The following is a 20,941-nucleotide window of genomic DNA, read 5'->3' as shown; positions in this document are numbered from 1 at the left end:
ACAGACAGCCAGACGCTAATCGCCTGCTGTAGCGGCCGCGCCCCGGCTGTCTGCGTTCCCGGAATTTAGCTTCCTATCCAGTCCTATCCGGTCAGCCTCTTCATATCCGGGCGGCTCCGCCTGCCCGGCCGCCGTTCCTCACTCGGGCCCGATAAAGCTTCCGATCACCGGCACTTCCAGACAGGACGGATACCGCCCGGAATGATAGATCGTTACCGCGGACGGCAGCGGCTGCAGCCCGGGACCTTGAGGCGCTTCCTGCTCGGGCAGCGAGCAGCTGCCTCCGGCGATCGCAAGGCGCAGCCGATAGCTCTCCGGCACGACCGAGGCTATGGGCATCAGCTCGATGATATAGTCCCGGATTTCGCCCGGGACGAGCGGAGCCGGGTGCGAACGGCTGCGGCTGCGGGAGGCGTTGAGATAACCGCAGGTCAACTGCTGCGAGCGTCCGCCGGGCGATACGGCGGAGAGCGTGACGACAAAATCGGCGTCCTCGGCCGTGCACGCCGCCCACAAGCGCAAGCGTACGATGCCGGTTATCTCCGCAGGGCGGGGAAGCGGCTCCGTCGTCCAGCTCGCCGTCGCCTCTTCATAGCGCGACAGATCGGCGGCGGGAATGCCGCCCCTCGCGCAGCGCATCGCCGGAAGCAACGGCCCGGTATCGGGCAAATAGTCGTAGCAGCTGACCGAACTGCCGCTCTCCGATTCGGGAGCGAAGGAAAGCGAACCGTCGCCGTCTCGTCCGGCCAGCGTGCCGCTCGGTATGCCGGCAAGATAGAACGCCGCCCGCTTCGCATCCGGGATCGGCCAATCCCGCTCGTAGCGCCACATGTCTGCGCCCCGGATGAACAGCAGCACCGGCTCTTCCCGGTCGATCCCGTTATCTTCTCCCTTCAAATAGCGGTCGAACCACCGCAGTTGGCACAGCCTGAAGTCATAAGGCTCCATCCGCGCAACGGAAGCATGGGCCTCGGGCCCGACGACCAGCTTGCATATACCCCCGTAGGCGCGCAGCGCCGAATAAGCCTTCAGATTCCCCGGCGACACATAATCTTGCCAGCCGCCGGAGATCAGCGCCGCTATGCCGGATTGCGCAATCCGCGCCAGCTCCTCCGGCGACACCGTCCGCTCGCGCCACCATTCGTCCTTGTTGCGGTGCGCCGCTGCCGCCGGGTACTCCGGCGCTCCCCTGCTTCTTCGCCCGGGGCCGGGCAGCGTCCCTCCGGCATACCACAAATCGTCGTAGCCGTCGGGCGACGCGATCTCCGGGCTGATCGCCTTCAGCCCGGGCGGCAGCCGCTTGGCGGTCAGCCATTGGCTGATGCCCCGCAGCGATTGGCCGATCATCCCTACCGCGCCGGTCGACCACTCCTGCCCGGCCATCCACGCCACAAGCTCGCAGCCGTCTTCTCCGTACGATTCGAATAACGTATTGACGCCTTCGGAGGCGCCGGAGCCGCGCATGCTTACATGCAGCACCGCATACCCGCTGCGGGCAAAGAAGCCGCACAGCTCATCTTCTCTGGGCTGGTTCCGATTCCCGTAGCCGTTAGCCAGCAGCAGACAAGGCCAGCGCTTCGCGCCTTCATCCGCCTGCGGCAGGAAAAGCCTCCCGCTCAGCGTAATCCCGTCGCTCATCGTTACGCCGACATGCTCGGTCACCTCAACCCGATACTGCCGTCTCCCGGCACAGTCATCCGATGTCCCGGACTGCCTTACCCAGGCTCTATCTTCCGTCCCTGCGCCCGGAACGCCTGGCCTATCGTTCATCCTGCCGCTCCCCTTCGCTCGTATTATATCGGACTTTCCTTGCAGCCTCATCATCCGCCATCCTTATTTGACCGCGCCGATCGTGATGCCTTTAATAAAATACTTTTGGAAAAACGGATAAGCCATCAGCACCGGCAGCACGCCGACAATCGCGATCGCCATACGAACCGTCGTGCTCGGCAGCTTGGCGACCTGGTCTCCGGCGGCGGCGGATAAGTTGGAATTTTGCGTAAGAAACTGAATATCGAGCAGCATCCGGTTCAAAATATTTTGAATGCTGAACAGCTTCGGATTCGTCACGTAGGTTAACCCGTTGAACCAGTCGTTCCAATACCCGATCCCGTGAAACAGCCCGATCGTCGCCATAATCGGCATCGAAAGCGGCAGCACGATTTTGTAGAAGGTCCGGTACTCTCCCGCGCCGTCGATTTTGGCCGCTTCAATCAGGGCCGGCGGAATCGAAGTCATAAAGTAAGTCCGCACCAGCAGCACGTTAAACCCGTTCATCAGCAGCCCGGGGACGATTAACGCCCAGATCGTATTTTTGATCCCCAGAAATTTCGTATATATCAAGTAGGTCGGCACCAGACCGCCGTTGAACAGCAGCGTAAAGAAGACGAGAAACGCCCAGAAATGTTTCAAAGGCAAATCTTGACGCGACATCGGATACGCCAGCATCGGAGTAATGACGAGACTCGCGCACGTCCCGATGACGGTGATAAGGATCGTGATGCCGTAAGCGCGCCCGAGCTCTCCCCCGTGCTCCAGCAAATAGCGGTACGCGTCCAGGCTGAACATTTGCGGCACAAACCGGTACCCGTATTTAATAATGCTCTCTTCGCTGGAGATCGACGACATGAACAGGAGCACGAACGGAATCAAACATGCGGCCGCCATGGCGAGCAGCACGAGATGGGCGATCCATTGAATGCTTTTCGGTTCTTTAGACATGCTTTCATTTCACCTCCTTCTAGAACAGGGCGTTTTCCCTGCTCAGCTTCCTCACCGCATAATTGGACAGCAGCACCAGCACGAAGCCGACGATGGACTGGTAAGCCCCCGCCGCCGATGACATCCCGATATCGCCGAGCGTAATCAAGCCTCTGAACACATAAGTATCGATGACGCTGGTCGTCTCGACGAGCGGACCCGAATTCATCGGCACTTGATAGAACAGACCGAAATCGGAATAAAAAATGCGGCCTATCGCCAGCAGCGTCATCATCGTAATGACCGGCGTAATAAGCGGAATCGTAATCATGCGGATTTGCTGCCATTTCGTCGCCCCGTCGAGCATCGCCGCTTCGTAGTACTCCGTATCGATGCCGATAATCGAAGCCAAATACACGATACAAAGAAAGCCCGCCCCTTTCCATACGTGGACGATCGTCAGGATAAGCGGCCAATACTTGGCCTCAGTATACCAGGAGAGGGGATCGATCCCGAGCAGCGGCAGCACCGTCTTGTTCATCAGCCCGGTCTCCAGACTCAGCAGCGCATAGACCAAGTAGCTGACGATCACCATCGAGATCAGATGCGGTAGCAGAATGACGCTTTGATAAAAGCGGTTGGCCAGCTTTTGCCTGATCTCGTTCAGCAGAATCGCCACGCCTACGGCCACCACCGTATGAATGATAATGAACGCCCCGTTATACAGCAGCGTATTTCGCGTGATGACGTAAGCATCCCGCGTTTTGAACAAGTATTCGAAGTTTTTGAAGCCGATCCAATCCCCGGCAAAAATGCCCTTGGCATAGTTCACCTCTTTAAAGGCGATCATAATCCCGAACATCGGAACGTAATTGTTGATCAGCAAATAGATCAGCCCCGGAATCATCATGGAAAACAAAGGAACATATTTTCTAACTGTTGTACTGCGCACGGCATCTTCGCTCCCCGGTCTCGTCGTCTAGAAGAAAGGCAACCCGACAGGCGTCGGATTGCCTTGTCTTTCCTCACTGCTCTTTGGACCATTGATCCAGCTGCTTCTGCTTTTCGGCGACAATTTTGTCAATGCCCGCATCCTTCAGCTTGGAAATAAAGTTCGGCAGCTCTTTATCCGGGTCCAGCACGCCGCATTCCAAGCCTCTGCGGTATTGGTTAATGACGTTGGATACCGCTGTCACCTCAGTTTTCACCGGAGAGGCGTCGAACGTAAAGCCGAGCGCCTTCGATTTCATCGCACTCCGATTGAATTCCTCGGTCTTTTTCCATAAGTCCGGACTGTCGCCCTTCCATACGTATGCCAGGAACTGATTGCCGAACATCCATCCCATGTTCAAGCCCCAGCCCGTATTCGACTTGTCGACGCCTTGCGGGTAATCGATCAGGCCGTCGCTGCCCTTCGCGTAGTGCTTGCCTTCGATTCCCCAGTCGAGCAGGTTGACGATGTCTTTGTCCGAATACATCAAATTCAGGAATTGAACCGCCCGGTCCGGCTTGTTGGAGGTGGCGGCGACTCCCCACATGACGTTCGTGACCGTGCTCGTCTTGGCGATCGGCGGCACCAGCTTGACGGTGGCCATCTCCATTTGGGTCGTATGCGAAGCCTGCGTCTCGAAGCCCGGCTTCTGATGTCCGAGCACCGCCGCCGCTTTGCCCGCTTTAATGACGGCGTTCTCCGCCTCCTGGTTTTGCACGGCGTCCTTCAAAATATAGCCGGATTCGTACCAACGGCGAATCGTTTTTAAATACCCGGCATACTCCGGCGTCTCATACCAGTTCACGACCTTGAGATTATCCTGGCCGTTGCCCAGCAGCACGCCCAGGTCGTCGCCGAGGCTGTCACGCGTGCTGAAGGTGCCGAGCACCGAATTGCCCGTCTTGTTCGTGAGCGGAACCATCGACGGATCGATCGTATCCTTCAGCGCCTTCAGCAGCGGCTCCAAATCGTCCAGACTCTTCATCTTGGACGTGTCGATCCCTGTTTTGACGAGCAGGTCTTTGCGGATCAGCAGGCCGTAATCTTGGGCGAAGTCCCGGACGCTCGGAACCCCGTAGCTTTTGCCTTTGATGAACGTCGCTTTGTAGTAATCGCCCAGCGCCGTCTTGATGCCCTGTCCGTGCTGATCGATCAGCTCGTTAATCGGCAGCAGCCGCCCCATCGAAACGTCGGCGCTGTAATTGTACGTGGCCATCAGATCCAGCTTCTCCCCGCTGCTCAGCATCAGATTGATCTGATTGGCCCAGTCGCTGCCGAGCGGCAGCAGCTTCATCGTCGTGTTCAGCTTCGCCCTGGAAATTTTGTTGATTTCATCCTGCACCAGCTGAATGTCCTTCGGAATACTGCCGATAATCGGGAAGGCGACGACCACCTCGTAAGGGTCTTTGTTTAACGCGTTCGCTCCCGCATCGCCCGCCGGTTCGCTCCCCGCCTTCGGAGCCTCGTTCCCTCCGCAGGCGGATAATAGCAGCGCAGCGGACAGTACGCAGCCGGCCAACTTCATTTGTTTTCTCATGCTCTTTCCCCCATCTGTTACCGTTTCAAATTGATGTTCGAACATGATTTCATTCTACCGCCCGCCGGCATCCGGTTCCGCTCTGTTTTCGACCATTCCTTGTTCTATTTTCGACTAGGAGGAAGGCTGCGGAGGCGCCGAAATTCAAGCGGACTCAGACCCGAATGCTGCTTAAACCGTTTGGAAAAATGCGAAACATTCGAGTAACCGACCTGCTGGCCGATCGCGATGACCGACATCGTCGTATGGGAGAGCAGCTCCTCGGCTCGCCGCATGCGCTGCTGCTGCAGGAAGGCGGTGACGGACATGCCGGTTTCTTTCTTGAAGATGCGGTCCAAATAATCCGGGTTCAAAAACACCGTCTGCGCCACGCTTTCTCTCGACAGGCTCTCCTGATCGAGCTTCCCGTCGACATATTGCCCGATTTTCTCGACGAGTTCGGCCGATAACGAGCGGGCGGCGGGCGCCCCCCGCGATACGATCACCTTGCCAGTGGACGCGGCGTTATGCTGAGCGAGCAGGAACAGCCTCTGCACCGTATCGGCAAACTGGTGCACGGGCGCCGCTTCCCCCGCATAGCAGGACACATCGCAGTACAGATGCCGATTGCCGAAGGCAATGAACGATTCGCAGTCGGCGACAAGCCGGCTCATGTCATGGCCCCCTTGGCCCGAAGGAATCACGGCGAGCAGCTTGCGCTCCGACAAGACGATGATTCTGCCGTCCTCTTGGGGAAACAGCGTTTCCTCGGCGCAGTTGCACAGGCCGTATTCCAATATTTTTTCATCCCGCGGGCTGAGCGGTTTATGATACCGCTGTACCTGGATCAGCACGGGAAGGAACAGCATCCCCTCCCTGAGCGGAATGTTGCGCTCCGCCGCCGCTTGGCGTATCGCTTCGGGCTGCGGCGAGATCGAGTAGCCGATCACATCGAGCCAGAACCTCTCGACGAGCAGCGGCTGATGCTTCGTCCAAAATTCCCCCAGCTGGCTGTACTCCAGCAGATAGCTTTGCCGGTTAATCTGGGCGATCGCTTTCTCTACCGCCTGGCGCAGCTCCTCCCTGGATACCGGCTTCAGCAAATAGTCCAGGCAGCCGAGCTGCATCGCCTGCTGCGCGTACTTGAAATCGGCGTGGCACGTAAGAAACACCGTCTCCGTCCGGGGATGATGCTCCTTGACCCATGCAAGCAGCTGCAGCCCGCTGCCTTGCGGCATCTCAATGTCGCAGATCATAAGGTCTACGGAATCCCGACCGAACGCCTCCTTCGCCTGCCGGATATTGTTCGCGATCGATACGGAGCTTATACCGAACATTTCCTCCCAAGGCAGCTCGCTCTTTACCGCCTCCGCAAGCCATAGTTCATCGTCAACAATAAGCAGATTCATGCAGCTTCCTCTTTTCCGGTTCGTGATAAATGGGCAGCCGTAGCTCTACCTTAGCTCCATGAGGCTCCCCGTTGGCAAAGCGGATGTCCGCCTTGTTCTCGTAAATGATGTGCAGCCGCCGCTTCACATTCCATATGCCGATCCGCTCCCCCTCTTCGTTGTAAATCCGGTTTCCCCCGGCAAGGTCGCTCAGCACCTGATCGGGGAAGCCCATGCCGGTATCTTGAACCCGCAGGAGAAGATACGGCTGCTCGCCGCAGACGGCCACTTCGGCGTGCACCGTAATGTCAATCGGCTCATCCAGCGTGACCGCATGCTTGACCGTATTTTCCACGAACGTTTGAATAATTAACGGCGGGACCGGCTCGCGCAGCAGAAAATCCGGAACCTGCACCGACATTCGGATATTATCCGGGAACCGCTGCTCTTGAATGCGGATGTAGTTGCGCACATGCTGAAGCTCCTCCTTCAGCGTCACCAGCGTCAAATTGCTGCGGAAATTGTAGCGGTAGTAATGAATAAGGCATAGCGAAATATCCTCCAGCGTCCGATACTCCCCGGTGCGAGCCAGCATGTGCAGCATATTTAACGAGTTAATGAACGTGTGGGGATTGAGCTGCAGCTGCAAATGCTGCAATTCGGCCTTCTGCTTGTCGAGCTTCTCTTCATACACCCGGATGCGCAGCTCCTGGATTTGCGAAATCATATGGTTGAAGGAGTCGTTCACGATCCGAAACTCCTCCGATGTCCGGAACGCCGCGATGCGCACGTCCAGATTGCCCTCCATAATCTGTTTAATCGCTCTGAGCAGCCTTCGTATCGGAATCAGCATCGATTTGCGCAGCAGCAGCAAGCTTACCGGCAAAATCGCGAACGACGAGACCGTGATGGTGACGACGACTTTTTGCAGATCGGGCAGCTTCTCCAGTATTTTATCCTCCGGGAGGAAGACGAATAAGCTGAACGCTCCTTTCGTGGAATGCTTGCCGAGGGCGAGGAAGCGTTCTTTTTGCCCCGTCATGTAATAATCCGTCAGCCCGACATCCACCTGCACCTGCCGTTCGCCGACGAACGATGCGTTAGTCAGCGGAGCGCCCTGTTCGTCCACGAACAACGCCGCGCCTTGGTCCCCGATATTCACCAAAGGCAGCGGCAGCTGCACATTGGCGATGTTCATCCAAGCCCCGACGTAACCGTTTTCACTTCTCATCAGGCGGACAAAATACGAAGCCCCGGAAGGAGGATGCACGATAAACCATCCCCGCTCGAACCATTCCCTTGGCGTCCGATCCGAGCGGACCGCGTCCCGGACATAAGATCGGATATAGTCGCTCTCGCCGATCTGCGTCTGCCTGTTGAAGGCATAAATGTAATCGTCGCCCGGCGCGGAGTATACGAAGATGCCCGCCAGAAAATCGTAGGAAACGATGTTAGCCGTCACATTATTGCTCAGATTATGAATTGCGCTGTAATGATTCCACTCCGACGCGGGAGATTGCAGAATCGACAGATTCGATTCGTACTGCATCAGACCGAGCAAATATTCATCCACCCTTCGCAGCTTCTCGTCGAACTGCTCCATGTACAAGCTCAGCATATTGTTGTTGGAATCGGCCACCTGATTATGAACGACCTTGATCGAATAAAAGCTTAAGCCCAGCATCAGCGCGTTCAACGGCACGATGATCAGCAGCACGCCCAGCACCAGCTTCGTGCGAATCGAGTTCAAGGACAACCGTTTGATCCAGCGCTCTCCTCTCTTCACGCCGGCATCCCCCCTTAACAAAAGTCTAAAAAAGAAAATCAAAAGTCGAAATCGGAGTAGAGGGCCCGAAGGCTTTCTGCGATAATCGAGATATACAATAAGCTAACACTGAAGGGGGAACGATGGCAATGGCGGAAATACGGAGCTTGGAGGAGGAACGGTGCGTCATATTGCATGCGGACGACTTCGGCATGTGTCATACGACCAATCAAGCCATTCTAAACTTATTGGAAAAGAGGGCAATTACATCCGCTACCTTGATGGTCAACTGCCCCTGGTCGCTGGAGGCCGCCCGGGCGGCTGCGCGCAATCCCCGGCTGGACGTGGGCGTTCATCTGACGCTGACAAGCGAATGGGATCATTACAAGTGGGGGCCGGTGCTGAGGAACGGGAATGTAGATACGCTGGTTGACGAATTCGGCCATTTTCCCGCGAACACGGCTCATATGGCGAAGGCGGACCCCGAACAAGTCCGGTCGGAGCTGACCGCGCAGATCGAGCTGGCGATCCGCATGGGGGTTGACCCGACCCATCTCGACAATCATATGGGCAGCCTTAGACCGGATCATCATGAGCTGCTGGTGGAGCTGGCCGCGCAGTTCGCGCTGCCTATCCGCTTCTCGCCCAACCCTGCGCACAAGACGGGTAAGGAGGCGCTGGTCGCACGGCTGGCCGCGGAGAGAGGGATTCTCCATCCGCATGAGGTTCTAAGTCTGCCGTTTACTTATGCCGAGACGCCGGACTACGATTCGATCAAGCAGCTTGCGATCCGGCTCCTTCGGGAGATGAAGCCCGGATTAACGGAGCTCTTATTCCATCCGTCGCTCGATACCGAAGAGCTGAAGGCCATTACCGGCACTTGGCCGATCCGGCGCTGCGAATACGATCTGTTCCTCGACCCGGACGTTCAGGACGTCATCGCCCGAGAGCGTCTGAGCCTTATCGGATGGCGGGAGGTTCGCGAGCTGCAGCGGTCGTGGAGGGCATGATGGCAGGGGACGGCTGAGCACGCCCAACAACAGCAAAGGATGCTCACGGCCTATCGCTTCCTTAGGCTGAGAGCATCCCTTATGATGCTGCGTTCGAACGGTTACTTCCGTACTTTCGTGCGAATCATCGCCGCTTGAATCTCATTGAAAAAATCGCGAACCTGCTCGTAAGGCGGAGCAGCCAGCTTGGAAGGATGCTGCGGGTCCGCGCCCGACCAGATCGTCTCCAAAGGAAGATACCCCCGGTAACCGCTGTAGCGGATTCGCGTGAACAGCTCATCCAAATCCGTCAGAGTCTCCGTATTCAGGCCGCCGGGCAGCCTCTTGATTTGAAAATTATACGTATACGGCAGCACGGCTTCGATGTCGTCGTACCAATCGTAGCTGTCGCCCGTTGCGGCGCCGAACGTTTTGTAGCAGCCGGTATCGTTGACGACGCCGAGATTGGGGTGATCCGCCCACTCAAGAATGCGGATGACCTGATCGGCCGTCGAGGTAATGTCCCCGTGATTTTGCATGCCGATGCGGACTCCCTTGGCGGCGCCGTAGTCCGCGCATTCGATCAGGGCGGGGACGATCCGCTCGCGGGCGACCGTGTCCCAGTCGGTAGATAGCATATCCTGCGGAATTTCGCCGTTGAACACGCGCATGACGGGCGCTCCCATCGCCGCGGCGACGTCGATCCAGTACTTGATTCGCTTCACGTCCAGAGCCCGTCTGGCGGCATCGGGATCGGCGAAGTCGTTCTTGACGCCCGTGCCGCTAATTTCAACCCCCAGCTCCTCGCATAGACTTCGGATGCTTTCGGCATAGCCGTATATGTCCTTGTCCGGCCTGGAGGGCATAGCCAAATTCTCATACCCGGGAATGAAATAGCCGGTGACGTCCACGCAGTCGCAGCCGATCTCTTTACAAAAACGGATGAGCGACAGCGTATCCGCCGGAGGCGCGGCGCTTGTACCCTGCAGCCAGGCGAACAAATTATGGCTGAAGCTGTACAGGTTGACACCCAGCTTGTAGTCCCCGGAATAATACTCTCCCCTGCGGTCATCCGGCAAATAATGCTGCGTCGGAATTTGCTTGTACATCTTGGCAAGCGATACTTCGTTCAGCTCTGCACGATTCATTGGGCGATTCTCCTCTTCCTTATTGGAATTTTAATTTGAAACTTCAATTTAAAATATCAATCCGCTTCCCCGTTTCATAAGACAAGTACGCGGAATCGATCACTTCCAGCACGTCTCTGGCCAGCTGCCCGTCGGATAGAGGCTGCCTATCCCACGCGATGCACTCCATAAAGTCCTGCATTTCCTGAATGTACCCGCGAGCCCATTCTTCGTCGGAGGAGGCGAAATTCCAGCCAGCCTTCGTTTCGAGCTTCTCGGCGATAAATTCATTGGCGAAGACGTCCGGGCTCGGAGCATACACCATCACTCCGTCGTTCGGCGTCATATTGCATTGGATGACGGAGTTGGACGTATAGATGTCCATCACGTTGCGAACGCCGCCCAGTACGGCGAACGAGGCCAGCACGACCGCCTTGGTCCCGTCGGTAAACGTGATGATCACGCTGGCCCACGTCTCCACATCGACCCAATCCGTCACGATCCAGTGCCGCTCCACCGATTGGTATGCGGCGCTTTTCGTCATCGGCGCCATATCGGCAACCACCGACCGGACGCGGATGGGGCGTTCCCCTTTCATGCGGCCCTCAAAGCTTTTCAGATGAATCGCCGCGGCGATCGGGTGCGAGCCGAGAATCATCAAGGCCCCTCCGCCCGCCGTCTCCCATCGCTTCGAAGACTGCGCATGCGAGCCGCTATGGCTCTCCTCGGCGCGAATATCTAGTATCGAGCCGCCCTTTGGGAGGCGCACCCGTCATCCATTGAGCGTTCGGGTCCGTCTTCTTGATGTTAAGCTCCGAGCCGGAGGAGCCTTCGGCATAAATCGCCGTGGCCACCAGCTGATGAATCCCCAATTTATTGGCTTCCGCCTTCACGCTCGGATCGTTATTTTTATTTACCGCAAAGTCTTTGTCCAGCACGCCCTCGGCATACGCCTTGCGCAAATAGCCCAGGAAATCCTTCAATTCCTTGTTCTGCACCTGCCATGGAACCAAGGCGCCGTTCACTTCCTTCCAGCCGTTAGCCAAGCCGAAAGCGAACTTCAAGTAATCCAGGTTGTTGAAGGTCGTTCCCCCGGAGATCGAGGTCGAGAAGCCGACGGTATCTTCTTTGCCGTTGCCGTCCGGATCGTTTTTGGCGAACGCCTTGGCCACGTTATACAATTCGTCGGTGTTCGTCGGATATTTCAGCCCCAGCTTATCCAGCCAGTCTTTGCGGATAACCAACGTATCGCGGGTTTCCGGCGTATACACGGGCACTCCGTATATTTTTCCGCTCGGATTGCCAATAGCAAACGTTTCCGGCTTAATATCCTTGGTCAGGTTGGGGTAATTGCCAAGCAGCGGCTTGACGTCGAGAAACACGCCTTTATCGCGCCATTTCAGAAAGTTGTTCATATCGATAAAGAACGCATCGGGAAACGAATTCGACGCCGCCAGCACGCCCAGCTTCTCCGTATAGCTGTCCGACGGCACCCATTGGAATTTCAGATCGACGTTGAATTTCTTGTTCAAATAATCGATCATGGGATGCTTATCGGGCCAGCCTCCGCCTTCATAGGTGATGCTCATCAAGTTCAGGCTGAGCTTCTCTTTGAACTGATCCGCCGCTCCCGTGGATGCTTGCTGCGCGCCGTCCTCCGCCTTGGAGGCCGTGGAACCCGGCGATCCGCATCCGGCAAGCAGACTTGCCGTCAGCGCCATCGCTGCCGTCGATTTGATCCATTTCTTCATACCGTTCCCCCCAGTAAAATTAATGGTATTCTCTTCACTAAGGGTAACAGAATGAATCCGCTTTAGCATGATCAGATCTTCTGATTTCTCATCCGATCGTATTGTGTTGCATTTAGGGTTTAGAGTAAGTTTGAATAGGTATATACAAAAACGGGCTCCCCTATGAGGAAAGCCCGTCGACTTCGCCGGCTGCAACCCAGTGAATTCCCTGCTCCGCAAGCTTCTCCCGCCATTCGGCCGGAGGCGCAGCATCGCTAATGATCATATCGACCTCGCTCAAATCGGCCATTTTGAAAAAATGGGCGGACCCTATTTTGGAATGGTCGCCGAGCACAATCGCCTGGTCCGCCTGCTTCAGAAACATCCGCGACAGCAGGCCGCGCTCATCGTCATAGCTCGTAATGCCTTTGTCCAGCCGAATGCCGTCGGCTACGACGAACGCCTTGTCGACATGGAAGGAGCTCATAAAATGCTGCGCCGCCGCCCCTCTCACCCGGTAATGGGCCGCATTCACCCGTCCGCCGATGAATACAATTTCGCCGGAGAACATCCCCTTATTTTTATAATCAATGAGCAGATTCAAAGCCGGAACGGAAGAAACGAGAACGGTAATTCCTTGTTTACCCAGAAGAAATTCGATCATATGCAGCGCCGTCGTACCGTCGTCCAGCACGATGACATCCTTATCCTGAACGAAATCGGCGGCAGCCCGCCCGATCCGCCTCTTCTCCTCCGCATGCAGCACCTCCCGCTTGAAATGGGACGGCTCCTCCCGCTCAAAATGAATCCTGATCGCTCCGCCGTAAACGCGCTTCAGCTTGTTCTCAAACTCCAGCTCTTCCAAATAACGGCGCACGGTTTCCGCGGAAACCTCCAGCTGCTCCACAAGCTCCGGCGTTCTTACTTTGCCTTGTATCTGAAGCAGGTTCAGGATGGTCTGTTTTCTTTCCTCGCCATTCAACGACACGCGTGCAGCCTCCAATGCCTTCAGTAATCAACTATAAGTATACCAGCTGTTGAACCGGATCAACATCGTTCCGCTGCGGCTCGGTCCCCCATGCTCGTTATGTCCAAAATTGCTGCGACTCGATCGCGCTGGCCAGCTCGTCGATTTGATCCGGCGCGACATCGCCGATGTTGCCGATACGGAACGTGTCGGCGGCGGATATTTTGCCGGGATAGATCACGTAACCGGCCTGTTTCAAACGACGATACAGCTCTTGAAACGAGAATTTATCCGTCTCGGGATAATAGAAGGCCGTGATGATCGGCGACTGCCATTCCCGGGCCAGCAGCGGCCGGATGCCGAGCCGCTCCAGCCGGGCGGTGAGCCGGCGCTGATTTTCCGCGTATCGCGCGTTTCGCGCGCTGACGCCGCCTTCCTGCTCCAATTCGATCAACGCTTGATCGAACGCTCTGACCACATGGGTCGGCGAGGTGAACCGCCACTTGCCGTTATGCTTCTCCATCGTGCTCCATTGGTCGTACAGATCGAGCGACAAGGAGCGCGCCTGTCCCGCGCAGGCTTCCAACGCGGCCCTCCGCGCCAAAATAAAGCCGAAGCCCGGAACCCCCTGGATGCACTTGTTGCTGCTGCTGATCAGAAAATCGATGTCCAGCTCCGCCATATCGATGTCAACGCCGCCGAAGCTGCTCATGGCATCGACGATCGTGATCAGCCCGTGCCGCTTCGCGGTGCGCGTAATGTCCGCGATCGGGTTCAAAATCCCGGTCGTCGTCTCGCAATGGACGACCGCAACATGCGTGATGTCGGGCTGCTCGGCAAGCAGCGCCTCCAGCCGCTCCGCGCTCACCGGCGCGATCTCGCCGAAGTCGGCGACGGCTACCGGGATGCGCAGCGTCCGGGCAATGGCCGCGATTCGCTGGCCGTAGGCGCCGTTCGCCAGCACCGCCAGCTTGCCGCCTTCCGGCAGCACCGTGCCGATCACGGACTCGACGCTGAACGTGCCGCTGCCCTGCATCAGGACGCAGGTGTACGCTTCCGGATCACGGCGGCTCGCCATCCGCGTCAGCCGGCGGCGAATGCTCTGCACGAGCGAGTTGTAGTCGTCATCCCACGTGCACCAGTCGCGCAGCATCGCGGCCTTGACGCTGGGGGTCGTGCTAAGCGGCCCCGGCGTCAGCAATAAATACGGATTGTTCGGCAGCGTCGGGAGCGCTTCCTGCGCTTGCTTCGCTTGCTGCCCGCCAAAGCTTTCTTGCCCTTCATGGATAGCGCGATTCATGGACGTTCCCCCTTGGCCAGCCGCTCATTAATTTGCGCTACGACACGATCGAGCTCGCCGATCGTCTCAATGACGTAATGCGCCCCGGCCGCACGGAAGCCGCTCTCGATCTGATCCAGACGGCGGCTCAATTCCTCCGGATCGCAGGCTTCCACCTCCTGCTCCGTCATGCCGAGCTCGCTGCCGCCCTTCAGTACGCCGACGGTCCATACGCCCGCATTCGCGCCTTCCATCATATCGCTGATCGTATCTCCGCATTTGACGAGATGCTTCATCGGATACACGCCGAGCCGGATCGCATTTTGATACAGCATCCACGGCAGCGGACGTCCTCCCGCCGCCTCATCCGGACAAACGATCCCGTCCGGCTCGTAACCGCGCTTGGCCGCTTCCGGGGCGACGACGTTCATCATCTCCCTCGTATAGCCTGTCGTCGTGCCGATCCGAATGCCCTGCTTGCGCAGCCGTTCGGCCATATCCACCGCGCCCGGAATCGGCTCCGCATACCGATGCAGGATCGAGAACAGCATCGGCTCGAAATCGCCGTACAGCGAATCGACATCCGCTTCGTTCGGCGTCCGGCCGTATTGGGCCTGCCATAGCACTGCGACGCGATCCATTTCGCAAATTGCGCGAAGATGGTCCTTCTTCAGCATGCCCATCGGCTTGCGCACTTCCTCCTGGGTCACTCCAATGCCTCTTTCCTCGAATACTTTCATAAAAGCCGCTACCGGCGCGAAGCATCCGTAGTCAACCATCGTTCCTGCCCAATCCAATATAACCGCTTGAATCATGTCGATCTTCCCCTTTTGGTAAAAAATAGTTATTCCTGCCGTTTAAGAAGCTCCAATAAGAGTCCCTGAGAAACGTTACTTGCGCTGCCAGGCCTCCATCCTTCTGCGAAGCCGGAACGTTCCCGCCTCGTACAGCAAACGCACAGCGACGTTCACCGCCACGATCAGCACCGACATCGCCGCTGCAGGAGCGATATCTCCCGCGTCGTCCATATTGACGATGGCAATCGCAGCCGGCTTCAGGTCCGGCGCATATAAGAAAATAACGGCGGATACCGTGACCATCGAATTGACGAAATAATACATCGCCATTTCCATAATCGCAGGCAGCGACATCGGTATCGTCACACGAAACAATGTTTTGTAGAACGGCACATTCATCGATTCCGATACGAGCTCGAATTCTTTATCCAGCTTTTTGAGCGCGGTTGAAGCCGTAAGGAACGGCACCGCATAAAAATGAACGATGTTCACCAGCACGAGAATCGCCATCGAGCCGTATAAAAAATGAAGCGGATTGCCGGGGGCATTAAAAAAGAATATATAACTGAGCCCGATGACGAGCCCGGGCAGCGCCAGCGGCAGCATCGAGATGAAATAGCTTGCTTGGCGCAGCGCCGGCCAAACGCGGATTTTTTCGATTAAGTAAACAAACAAGAAGGTCATGGCCGTACCGCCCGCCGCGGTAAATAGCGAGATGCGGATACTGTTCCAGATCGGAGCCAGCCCTTCGCCGGCCACATTGGAAAAGTCGTAATGACTCCAGCCGAGCGTCAAATTATACGGCCATACCTTCACCAGCGAGGCCAAGACGACAACGGCCGTCAACAGGACAATCGAACCGCCGATCAGCAGACAATACATATGGCCGATCGCATTGCGCCACCGTCCGGGCGATACTTGATACGGCGTCGACTTGGCCGTAAGGACCGCTTGCTGCTTGCTAGTGACCATCCGGTCCACAACAAAGGCGAGTAAGGCCGGCAGAGTGAGCAGAATGCCGATTACCGCTCCCATCCTCATGTTTTGCTGGCCGATGACCTTTTTGTAAATATCGGTCGCCAATACCGAATACTGCCCTCCGACCACCGCCGGCGCGCCAAAATCGGTAAAGCTGAGCGTAAAGCAGACGAACAGCGCGCTGATCGCCGCATATTTTACACTGGGCAGCGTAACGGTAACAAAGGTTCTTGCTTTGCCGGCCCCCATCGATTCGGCCGCCTCATACAGCCGGAAATCGGTCATGGCCAGAGCAATGGAGAAGATAAGGAACGCCTGCGGAAACGTATAGATGATTTCCGATAAAATGATTCCCGTCGGTCCGTACAGCTCAATGTCTATGGACGGCAGCAGACCGAACAGGCCTTGGGTAGCCAGCCCCTGCTTGCCGAACAAATAAATCAGGCCGATCCCGTGCATCATCGTCGGAGCAAACAGCGGCAGCAGCACGACGGATTTATACAAGCGTCTGCCCTTCATATCGGTGCGGGCGAGCGCATAAGCGTAGAAAAACGCAAGCACGGCCGAAATGGCGGTTGTGCTCAGTGAAATGAACAATGTATGGCCGATGGCGCCACTCCAAACCGGCGTCTCGAAGTATTGCAGGAAATTGTCCAGCCCGACATACGCGCCGTCGCGGCTCTGAAACGCTTGGCGGAACAGCATGTACAACGGGGCGGCCATAACGATAAGCAGGATGAGCAGCATGAGCGCAATGAATGCCGCTTGCCCCCCTTCGCCCGCCCCCCAGCTGCGCCGTTTCCGCCATCGCGGGGCGAGAGCTCTCATTGCAGCACCGCCGCTTCCCGGTCAAAGGCGAGCAGCCGTTCCTGCGGAAGCGTCAGCATCATCTTACGATGCTTGACCAGCTCCATGCTTTGGGAAGCCTGCACGGACACGTCGATCGTCATCGCTTGATCGACCGGCTCCTCCCTGTCATTGAGCAATTGCAGCTCGATCCGGTAGTAAGGCCCGCGAAATTCGACATGACGAATCAAGCCGGCGATGACCGGCACGTCATGCTCCGCCGCGCCTCTTCCGGAGCTTACGACCCGAATATGCTCGGGACGCACCGCAAGCAGCGCCTCCGGCTGCGGATAGCCGGCCACCTGCGAACCCGGCAAAAAGTTGATCGCCCCGATAAAATCGGCTACAAACGGGCAGTTGGGCCGTTCGTACACTTCCTGCGGCGAGCCGCTCTGCATCACCTGCGCGTTGTTCATCACGACGATCCGATCCGCCAACGTGAGCGCCTCCTCCTGGTCGTGCGTGACCATCACGGCCGTGATGCCGAGCCGCTCCTGCAGCGCACGGAGCTCCTGCCGCAGCTTGATCCGCACCTTCGCGTCCAGCGCGGACAGAGGCTCATCGAGCAGCAGCAGCTCCGGCGACATCACAATTGCCCGGGCCAGGGCAACGCGCTGCTGTTGACCGCCCGACAATTGGGCGGGATACCGCTCCTCGATCCGATGCAGATCGACCAGCTCGAGCGCTTCCCGCACCTTCTCTTCGATTTGCTTGCGCGGCAGCTTGCCCTTCAAGCCGTAGGCGATATTTTGCGCCGCCGTCAGGTTCGGAAACAGCGCGTACGATTGGAACACGATGCCGAAGTTGCGCTTCGCCGGAGGCAGCGCGGTAATATCGCGGCCGCTTAGCTCGATCTTGCCGGCATCCGGCCGCTCAAGGCCTGCAATAATGCGCAGCAGCGTCGTTTTGCCGCAGCCGCTCGGCCCCAGGAGGCAGGTGAACTGCCCCTTGGGAATATCGAGATGAATGTCGCGCAGCGCTTGAAACCCGCCGAACGATTTGTGAATGCCGCGCACGGTCAAATCGCTGTTTTTCATAAGTAACCACTCTCCTATATAGCTAGCTGTTCGATCGGAGAATTCCCTGCTCGGCGAGCTTGAATCAGCTCTTGGGCTCGCTCTTGCCGCTGTAACGCTTCTCCCAGTCCGATAAGATGCTTTCGCGGTCCTTAGCCGCCGCATTCAAATCGTATTGAATCAACTGCTTCAGCGGGTCCTGCGTATAGCCTTCGGGGATTTTACCGTCGCCTTTCACGGAAAGAATCGCGTAATTTTTCGCATATTCCTGCATCGGCTCTTCGGAAATCGCCCAATCCAAAAACTGCTTGGCTTCCGGCTTGATGTCTTTTTTCTTCATCAATGCGTTTGCTTCAACGTCCCAACCGGAGCCTTCTTCCGGGAACACCACCTCGACCGGAGCGCCCTTCTTCTTCTCTTGAAGCCCGCGGTAGCCGAACGAGATGCCGATCGCCGCTTCCCCGGAAGCCGCCATCTTGGCCGGCTTGGAGCCGGAATGAACGTAGGAAGCGATATTTTCGTGGAGCTTGTCCATATATCCCCAAGCCTTGTCTGTGCCCATCAGCTGAATCCAGCCGGATACATCGAGAAAGCCGGTACCGGATGAAGCAGGATGAGGCATTACGATCATGCCCTTATACTCCGGCTTGATCAGATCGGCATACGATTTCGGGACCGGGAGGTGTTTCTTCTCCAGCTCCTTCGTGTTGACGATAAACGCCGTTTCCCAGGCGTCGATGCCTACCCATTTCGGAGGGTTCGCCGTATCCTTGAATTCCGGCACCACTTTGTCCGCGCCTTGCGGGGCGTAAGGCTCCAGCATGTCGTTCTGGCTTAACACCAGAAGACTCGTCGCCGCCGTGCCCCAGACGACGTCGGCGACGGGATTCGCTTTTTCCGCCAGCAGCTTGGCCGTTATCACTCCTGTACTGTCGCGAACGATGTTGACCTTCATGTCGGGATATTTCTTTTTGTACGATTCGAGATAAGACTTGATTTGATCGTCCTCAAGCGCTGTGTACACCGTAATTTCGTTGTTTTTGACCGGCTGGTTAGCCGTGCTTGCGTCCGCCGAAGCGGCACCGCCCGCCGCCGGGGTTTGCGCCGATTTGGCAGCACAGCCTGCCGTCAATGATATCGTTACTAATGCCGCCGCAATGACATGCGTCCACTTTTTCAAGCTAATCTCTCCCTCGTTTTTTTAAGATGACTGCTTGTTTCTAACTATAAAAGCGAATTGTAATACGAGTGTTAAACCCATATTAAGATTGTGTTTTTAATAGTTTTTCGTTGTTTTTAGTTGTTTTTCATGTCAATCTAACAGAGGAAGATGCGGCCCGCGGCCCGTTTTGCCGGATTTTCGATGGTTCATTATTTACGCGATGCTCAAAATGCGTTGCACGGCAATCGGTTCCCATCTTATGTCGAATACAAAAAAATCCCCGAGAGAGTCGGCTAACTCTGCTCGAGGAAATCATAGTATATGTATTGGCTTTTATCGCGGCATGGTAGGGCATGCCCGGAGGAACCTCCTGCCGGCGTCCTCCCCTATCGCAATTGCAGCAGCGTTCGACGAAGGTTAGGTTCCTCTCGTCTTCAGCTAATCCCCCTTCTCCAGCTCCCGCAGCAGCAGCCGCTCGAACCATTTCCAAGGCAGCAGCGTCTTGCCTGCGATCGACAACGCCGCTCCCCGCCCCAGCGGATAGCGCAGCCGGGGATAGCGGGAGCCGGCGATGCGGACGACGGCTCGGGCGACATCCTGCGGCTCGCCTGCGGTCCGGGCGACATTGCGCGAATAGCGCAGAACGGCTCCCAGAAACCGCGCGTAGGGCGAGTCCTCCCGAAACCGCGCCGTCATATGGTCGAAGCCTTTGGACCATATATCGGTCCGGTACGCTCCCGGCTCGACCAGCACGACGTGGACGCCAAACGGCAGCATCTCCAGGCGCAGCGATTCGCTGAACCCCTCCACCGCGAATTTGGACGCCGCATAGGGTCCGTATCCGGGGAAGCCGACTCTTCCGCTCACGCTGCCGATGTTAATGATCGTGCCCCGTCGCTGCTCGCGCATAACAGGAAGCGCCGCCCGGGTCATCGCGATGAGTCCGAAGACGTTGACGTCCATCTGCCGCTTCCACTCCTCCATCGGAATCTCTTCGATGCTGCCTCCGATGGCCATCCCCGCATTATTGACGAGCACGTCGATCCGGCCGTAGGCGGACCGTATATGCGCGATCGTCTCTTCGCACGCCGGGTGGTCGGTTACATCGAGCGGCAAACAGTCGATCCGCTCCGCAACGCCCGCTTCTTCCGCACGCCGAAGCAGCAGCCCGTTATTCGCCGTATCGCGCATCGTTGCGATCACCCTGTAGCCGGCTTTCGCCAGCTCCAGCGCCATTAACAATCCGAAGCCGCTGGACGCCCCTGTTATGCATGCCACCGGCCTTTCGCTCTGTCCGTCCTGCCCGTCTCCGCTGCGCTTAAGCTGCGGATGCTTCTGACTCGTGTCCAAGAGCAAACCCCTCCTTTTCTTAAGAGTGCGGTGAAAAAGTCCGCGGTTCTCAGGAGGTATAGCCCCCGGAACCAAGCATCAAATCATTTCCAAGTTTAACGGACACCGGTGAGCTAAATTCGTCGAAAACAGACGTTTTTGAAACGAGGGACGGACATCACAGCGCTTACATAGCTCCGTATCGCTTTCTATGGAGGCTTTGTCAACAAATAGCTGCATCTGTGTCCGTTAGAAATCCAAAATGGCCGCTATGGTTTATATAACGGCCCCTGTGTCCGTTGCGACTTTACTCCGCCACTGTAGAAGCGTTAGCGCTCGCCTTTACAGCGCAGATTTTCCG

The 20,941-nt window shown here is 57.0% G+C and carries 17 protein-coding genes; 1 reads left to right on the top strand and 16 read right to left on the bottom strand.

Annotated features, from left to right (window positions below; translation table 11 throughout):
* Nucleotides 1-138 precede the first annotated feature (138 nt).
* The 6 genes from N0M98_RS12465 to N0M98_RS12440 all read right to left on the bottom strand — a co-directional run bounded on the left by N0M98_RS12465 (nt 139) and on the right by N0M98_RS12440 (nt 8,381).
* The gene (locus N0M98_RS12465; protein ID WP_259618065.1) at nt 139-1,770 is read right to left on the bottom strand and encodes a CocE/NonD family hydrolase; all 1,632 of its coding nucleotides are present in this window, start codon (nt 1,768-1,770) and stop codon (nt 139-141) included.
* A gap of 63 nt (nt 1,771-1,833) precedes the next feature.
* Nucleotides 1,834-2,721, bottom strand: coding sequence for a carbohydrate ABC transporter permease (locus N0M98_RS12460; protein WP_259618064.1), 888 nt, complete (start codon nt 2,719-2,721; stop codon nt 1,834-1,836).
* Nucleotides 2,722-2,740: 19 nt separating this feature from the next.
* Nucleotides 2,741-3,610, bottom strand: a complete 870-nt coding sequence (locus N0M98_RS12455) for an ABC transporter permease (protein ID WP_249866425.1) — start codon at nt 3,608-3,610, stop codon at nt 2,741-2,743.
* Between the two features lie 115 nt (nt 3,611-3,725).
* Nucleotides 3,726-5,228 (bottom strand): ABC transporter substrate-binding protein, encoded by a 1,503-nt coding sequence (locus tag N0M98_RS12450; protein ID WP_259618063.1) that lies wholly within the window; start codon nt 5,226-5,228, stop codon nt 3,726-3,728.
* Between the two features lie 104 nt (nt 5,229-5,332).
* Nucleotides 5,333-6,616, bottom strand: a complete 1,284-nt coding sequence (locus N0M98_RS12445) for a response regulator transcription factor (protein ID WP_259618062.1) — start codon at nt 6,614-6,616, stop codon at nt 5,333-5,335.
* Nucleotides 6,597-8,381 (bottom strand): sensor histidine kinase, encoded by a 1,785-nt coding sequence (locus tag N0M98_RS12440; protein ID WP_249861250.1) that lies wholly within the window; start codon nt 8,379-8,381, stop codon nt 6,597-6,599. Before N0M98_RS12440 ends, N0M98_RS12445 begins: the two co-directional genes overlap by 20 nt.
* A gap of 128 nt (nt 8,382-8,509) precedes the next feature.
* Between N0M98_RS12440 and N0M98_RS12435 the strand changes: the two genes are divergently transcribed.
* A complete protein-coding gene (locus N0M98_RS12435; protein WP_259618061.1) occupies nt 8,510-9,370 on the top strand; it encodes a polysaccharide deacetylase family protein in 861 nt (286 codons plus the stop codon).
* A 101-nt stretch (nt 9,371-9,471) separates the two neighbouring features.
* Here N0M98_RS12435 and N0M98_RS12430 read toward each other — a convergent pair whose 3' ends face one another.
* The 10 genes from N0M98_RS12430 to N0M98_RS12385 all read right to left on the bottom strand — a co-directional run bounded on the left by N0M98_RS12430 (nt 9,472) and on the right by N0M98_RS12385 (nt 20,529).
* Entirely contained in the window at nt 9,472-10,497 is a 1,026-nt protein-coding gene (locus N0M98_RS12430; RefSeq protein ID WP_259618060.1) for a sugar phosphate isomerase/epimerase family protein, read from the bottom strand.
* A 43-nt stretch (nt 10,498-10,540) separates the two neighbouring features.
* On the bottom strand, nt 10,541-11,245 hold the full coding sequence (locus N0M98_RS12425; RefSeq protein WP_375295478.1) for a Gfo/Idh/MocA family protein: 705 nt from the start codon (nt 11,243-11,245) through the stop codon (nt 10,541-10,543).
* On the bottom strand, nt 11,190-12,227 hold the full coding sequence (locus tag N0M98_RS12420) for an extracellular solute-binding protein (protein ID WP_259618058.1): 1,038 nt from the start codon (nt 12,225-12,227) through the stop codon (nt 11,190-11,192). The genes N0M98_RS12425 and N0M98_RS12420 overlap by 56 nt, the downstream gene beginning before the upstream one ends.
* Before the next feature lie 160 nt (nt 12,228-12,387).
* Complete coding sequence (locus tag N0M98_RS12415; RefSeq protein WP_259618057.1) at nt 12,388-13,194, bottom strand: DeoR/GlpR family DNA-binding transcription regulator; 807 nt, start codon at nt 13,192-13,194, stop codon at nt 12,388-12,390.
* A gap of 97 nt (nt 13,195-13,291) precedes the next feature.
* A complete protein-coding gene (phnW, locus tag N0M98_RS12410; RefSeq protein WP_259618056.1) occupies nt 13,292-14,473 on the bottom strand; it encodes a 2-aminoethylphosphonate--pyruvate transaminase in 1,182 nt (393 codons plus the stop codon).
* Entirely contained in the window at nt 14,470-15,267 is a 798-nt protein-coding gene (phnX, locus tag N0M98_RS12405) for a phosphonoacetaldehyde hydrolase (RefSeq protein ID WP_249861243.1), read from the bottom strand. The genes phnW and phnX overlap by 4 nt, the downstream gene beginning before the upstream one ends.
* Before the next feature lie 75 nt (nt 15,268-15,342).
* Complete coding sequence (locus N0M98_RS12400) at nt 15,343-17,055, bottom strand: putative 2-aminoethylphosphonate ABC transporter permease subunit (protein ID WP_259618055.1); 1,713 nt, start codon at nt 17,053-17,055, stop codon at nt 15,343-15,345.
* Nucleotides 17,052-18,110, bottom strand: a complete 1,059-nt coding sequence (locus N0M98_RS12395) for an ABC transporter ATP-binding protein (protein WP_249861242.1) — start codon at nt 18,108-18,110, stop codon at nt 17,052-17,054. Before N0M98_RS12395 ends, N0M98_RS12400 begins: the two co-directional genes overlap by 4 nt.
* Nucleotides 18,111-18,174: 64 nt before the next feature.
* Nucleotides 18,175-19,269 carry a putative 2-aminoethylphosphonate ABC transporter substrate-binding protein gene (locus tag N0M98_RS12390; protein WP_249861241.1) on the bottom strand — a complete coding sequence of 365 codons (1,095 nt, stop codon included), beginning with the start codon at nt 19,267-19,269 and terminating at the stop codon, nt 18,175-18,177.
* Between the two features lie 420 nt (nt 19,270-19,689).
* The gene (locus tag N0M98_RS12385) at nt 19,690-20,529 is read right to left on the bottom strand and encodes an SDR family oxidoreductase (protein WP_259618105.1); all 840 of its coding nucleotides are present in this window, start codon (nt 20,527-20,529) and stop codon (nt 19,690-19,692) included.
* Nucleotides 20,530-20,941 lie beyond the last annotated feature (412 nt).

Source organism: Paenibacillus doosanensis (assembly GCF_025060755.1).
GTDB lineage: Bacteria > Bacillota > Bacilli > Paenibacillales > NBRC-103111 > Paenibacillus_S > Paenibacillus_S doosanensis.
The sequence above is the reverse complement of the archived record's forward strand: the minus strand, read 5'-3'. Positions and strand labels throughout refer to the sequence as shown.

Coding starts and splice junctions, on each gene's coding strand:
- N0M98_RS12420 (WP_259618058.1), bottom strand. CDS start 12,227: ATGAAGAAATGGATCAAATCGACGGCAGCGATGGCGCTGACGGCAAGT.
- N0M98_RS12465 (WP_259618065.1), bottom strand. CDS start 1,770: ATGAACGATAGGCCAGGCGTTCCGGGCGCAGGGACGGAAGATAGAGCC.
- phnW (WP_259618056.1), bottom strand. CDS start 14,473: ATGAATCGCGCTATCCATGAAGGGCAAGAAAGCTTTGGCGGGCAGCAA.
- N0M98_RS12455 (WP_249866425.1), bottom strand. CDS start 3,610: ATGATGATTCCGGGGCTGATCTATTTGCTGATCAACAATTACGTTCCG.
- N0M98_RS12450 (WP_259618063.1), bottom strand. CDS start 5,228: ATGAGAAAACAAATGAAGTTGGCCGGCTGCGTACTGTCCGCTGCGCTG.
- N0M98_RS12460 (WP_259618064.1), bottom strand. CDS start 2,721: ATGTCTAAAGAACCGAAAAGCATTCAATGGATCGCCCATCTCGTGCTG.
- N0M98_RS12435 (WP_259618061.1), top strand. CDS start 8,510: ATGGCGGAAATACGGAGCTTGGAGGAGGAACGGTGCGTCATATTGCAT.
- N0M98_RS12445 (WP_259618062.1), bottom strand. CDS start 6,616: ATGAATCTGCTTATTGTTGACGATGAACTATGGCTTGCGGAGGCGGTA.
- N0M98_RS12395 (WP_249861242.1), bottom strand. CDS start 18,110: ATGAAAAACAGCGATTTGACCGTGCGCGGCATTCACAAATCGTTCGGC.
- N0M98_RS12430 (WP_259618060.1), bottom strand. CDS start 10,497: ATGAATCGTGCAGAGCTGAACGAAGTATCGCTTGCCAAGATGTACAAG.
- phnX (WP_249861243.1), bottom strand. CDS start 15,267: ATGATTCAAGCGGTTATATTGGATTGGGCAGGAACGATGGTTGACTAC.
- N0M98_RS12400 (WP_259618055.1), bottom strand. CDS start 17,055: ATGAGAGCTCTCGCCCCGCGATGGCGGAAACGGCGCAGCTGGGGGGCG.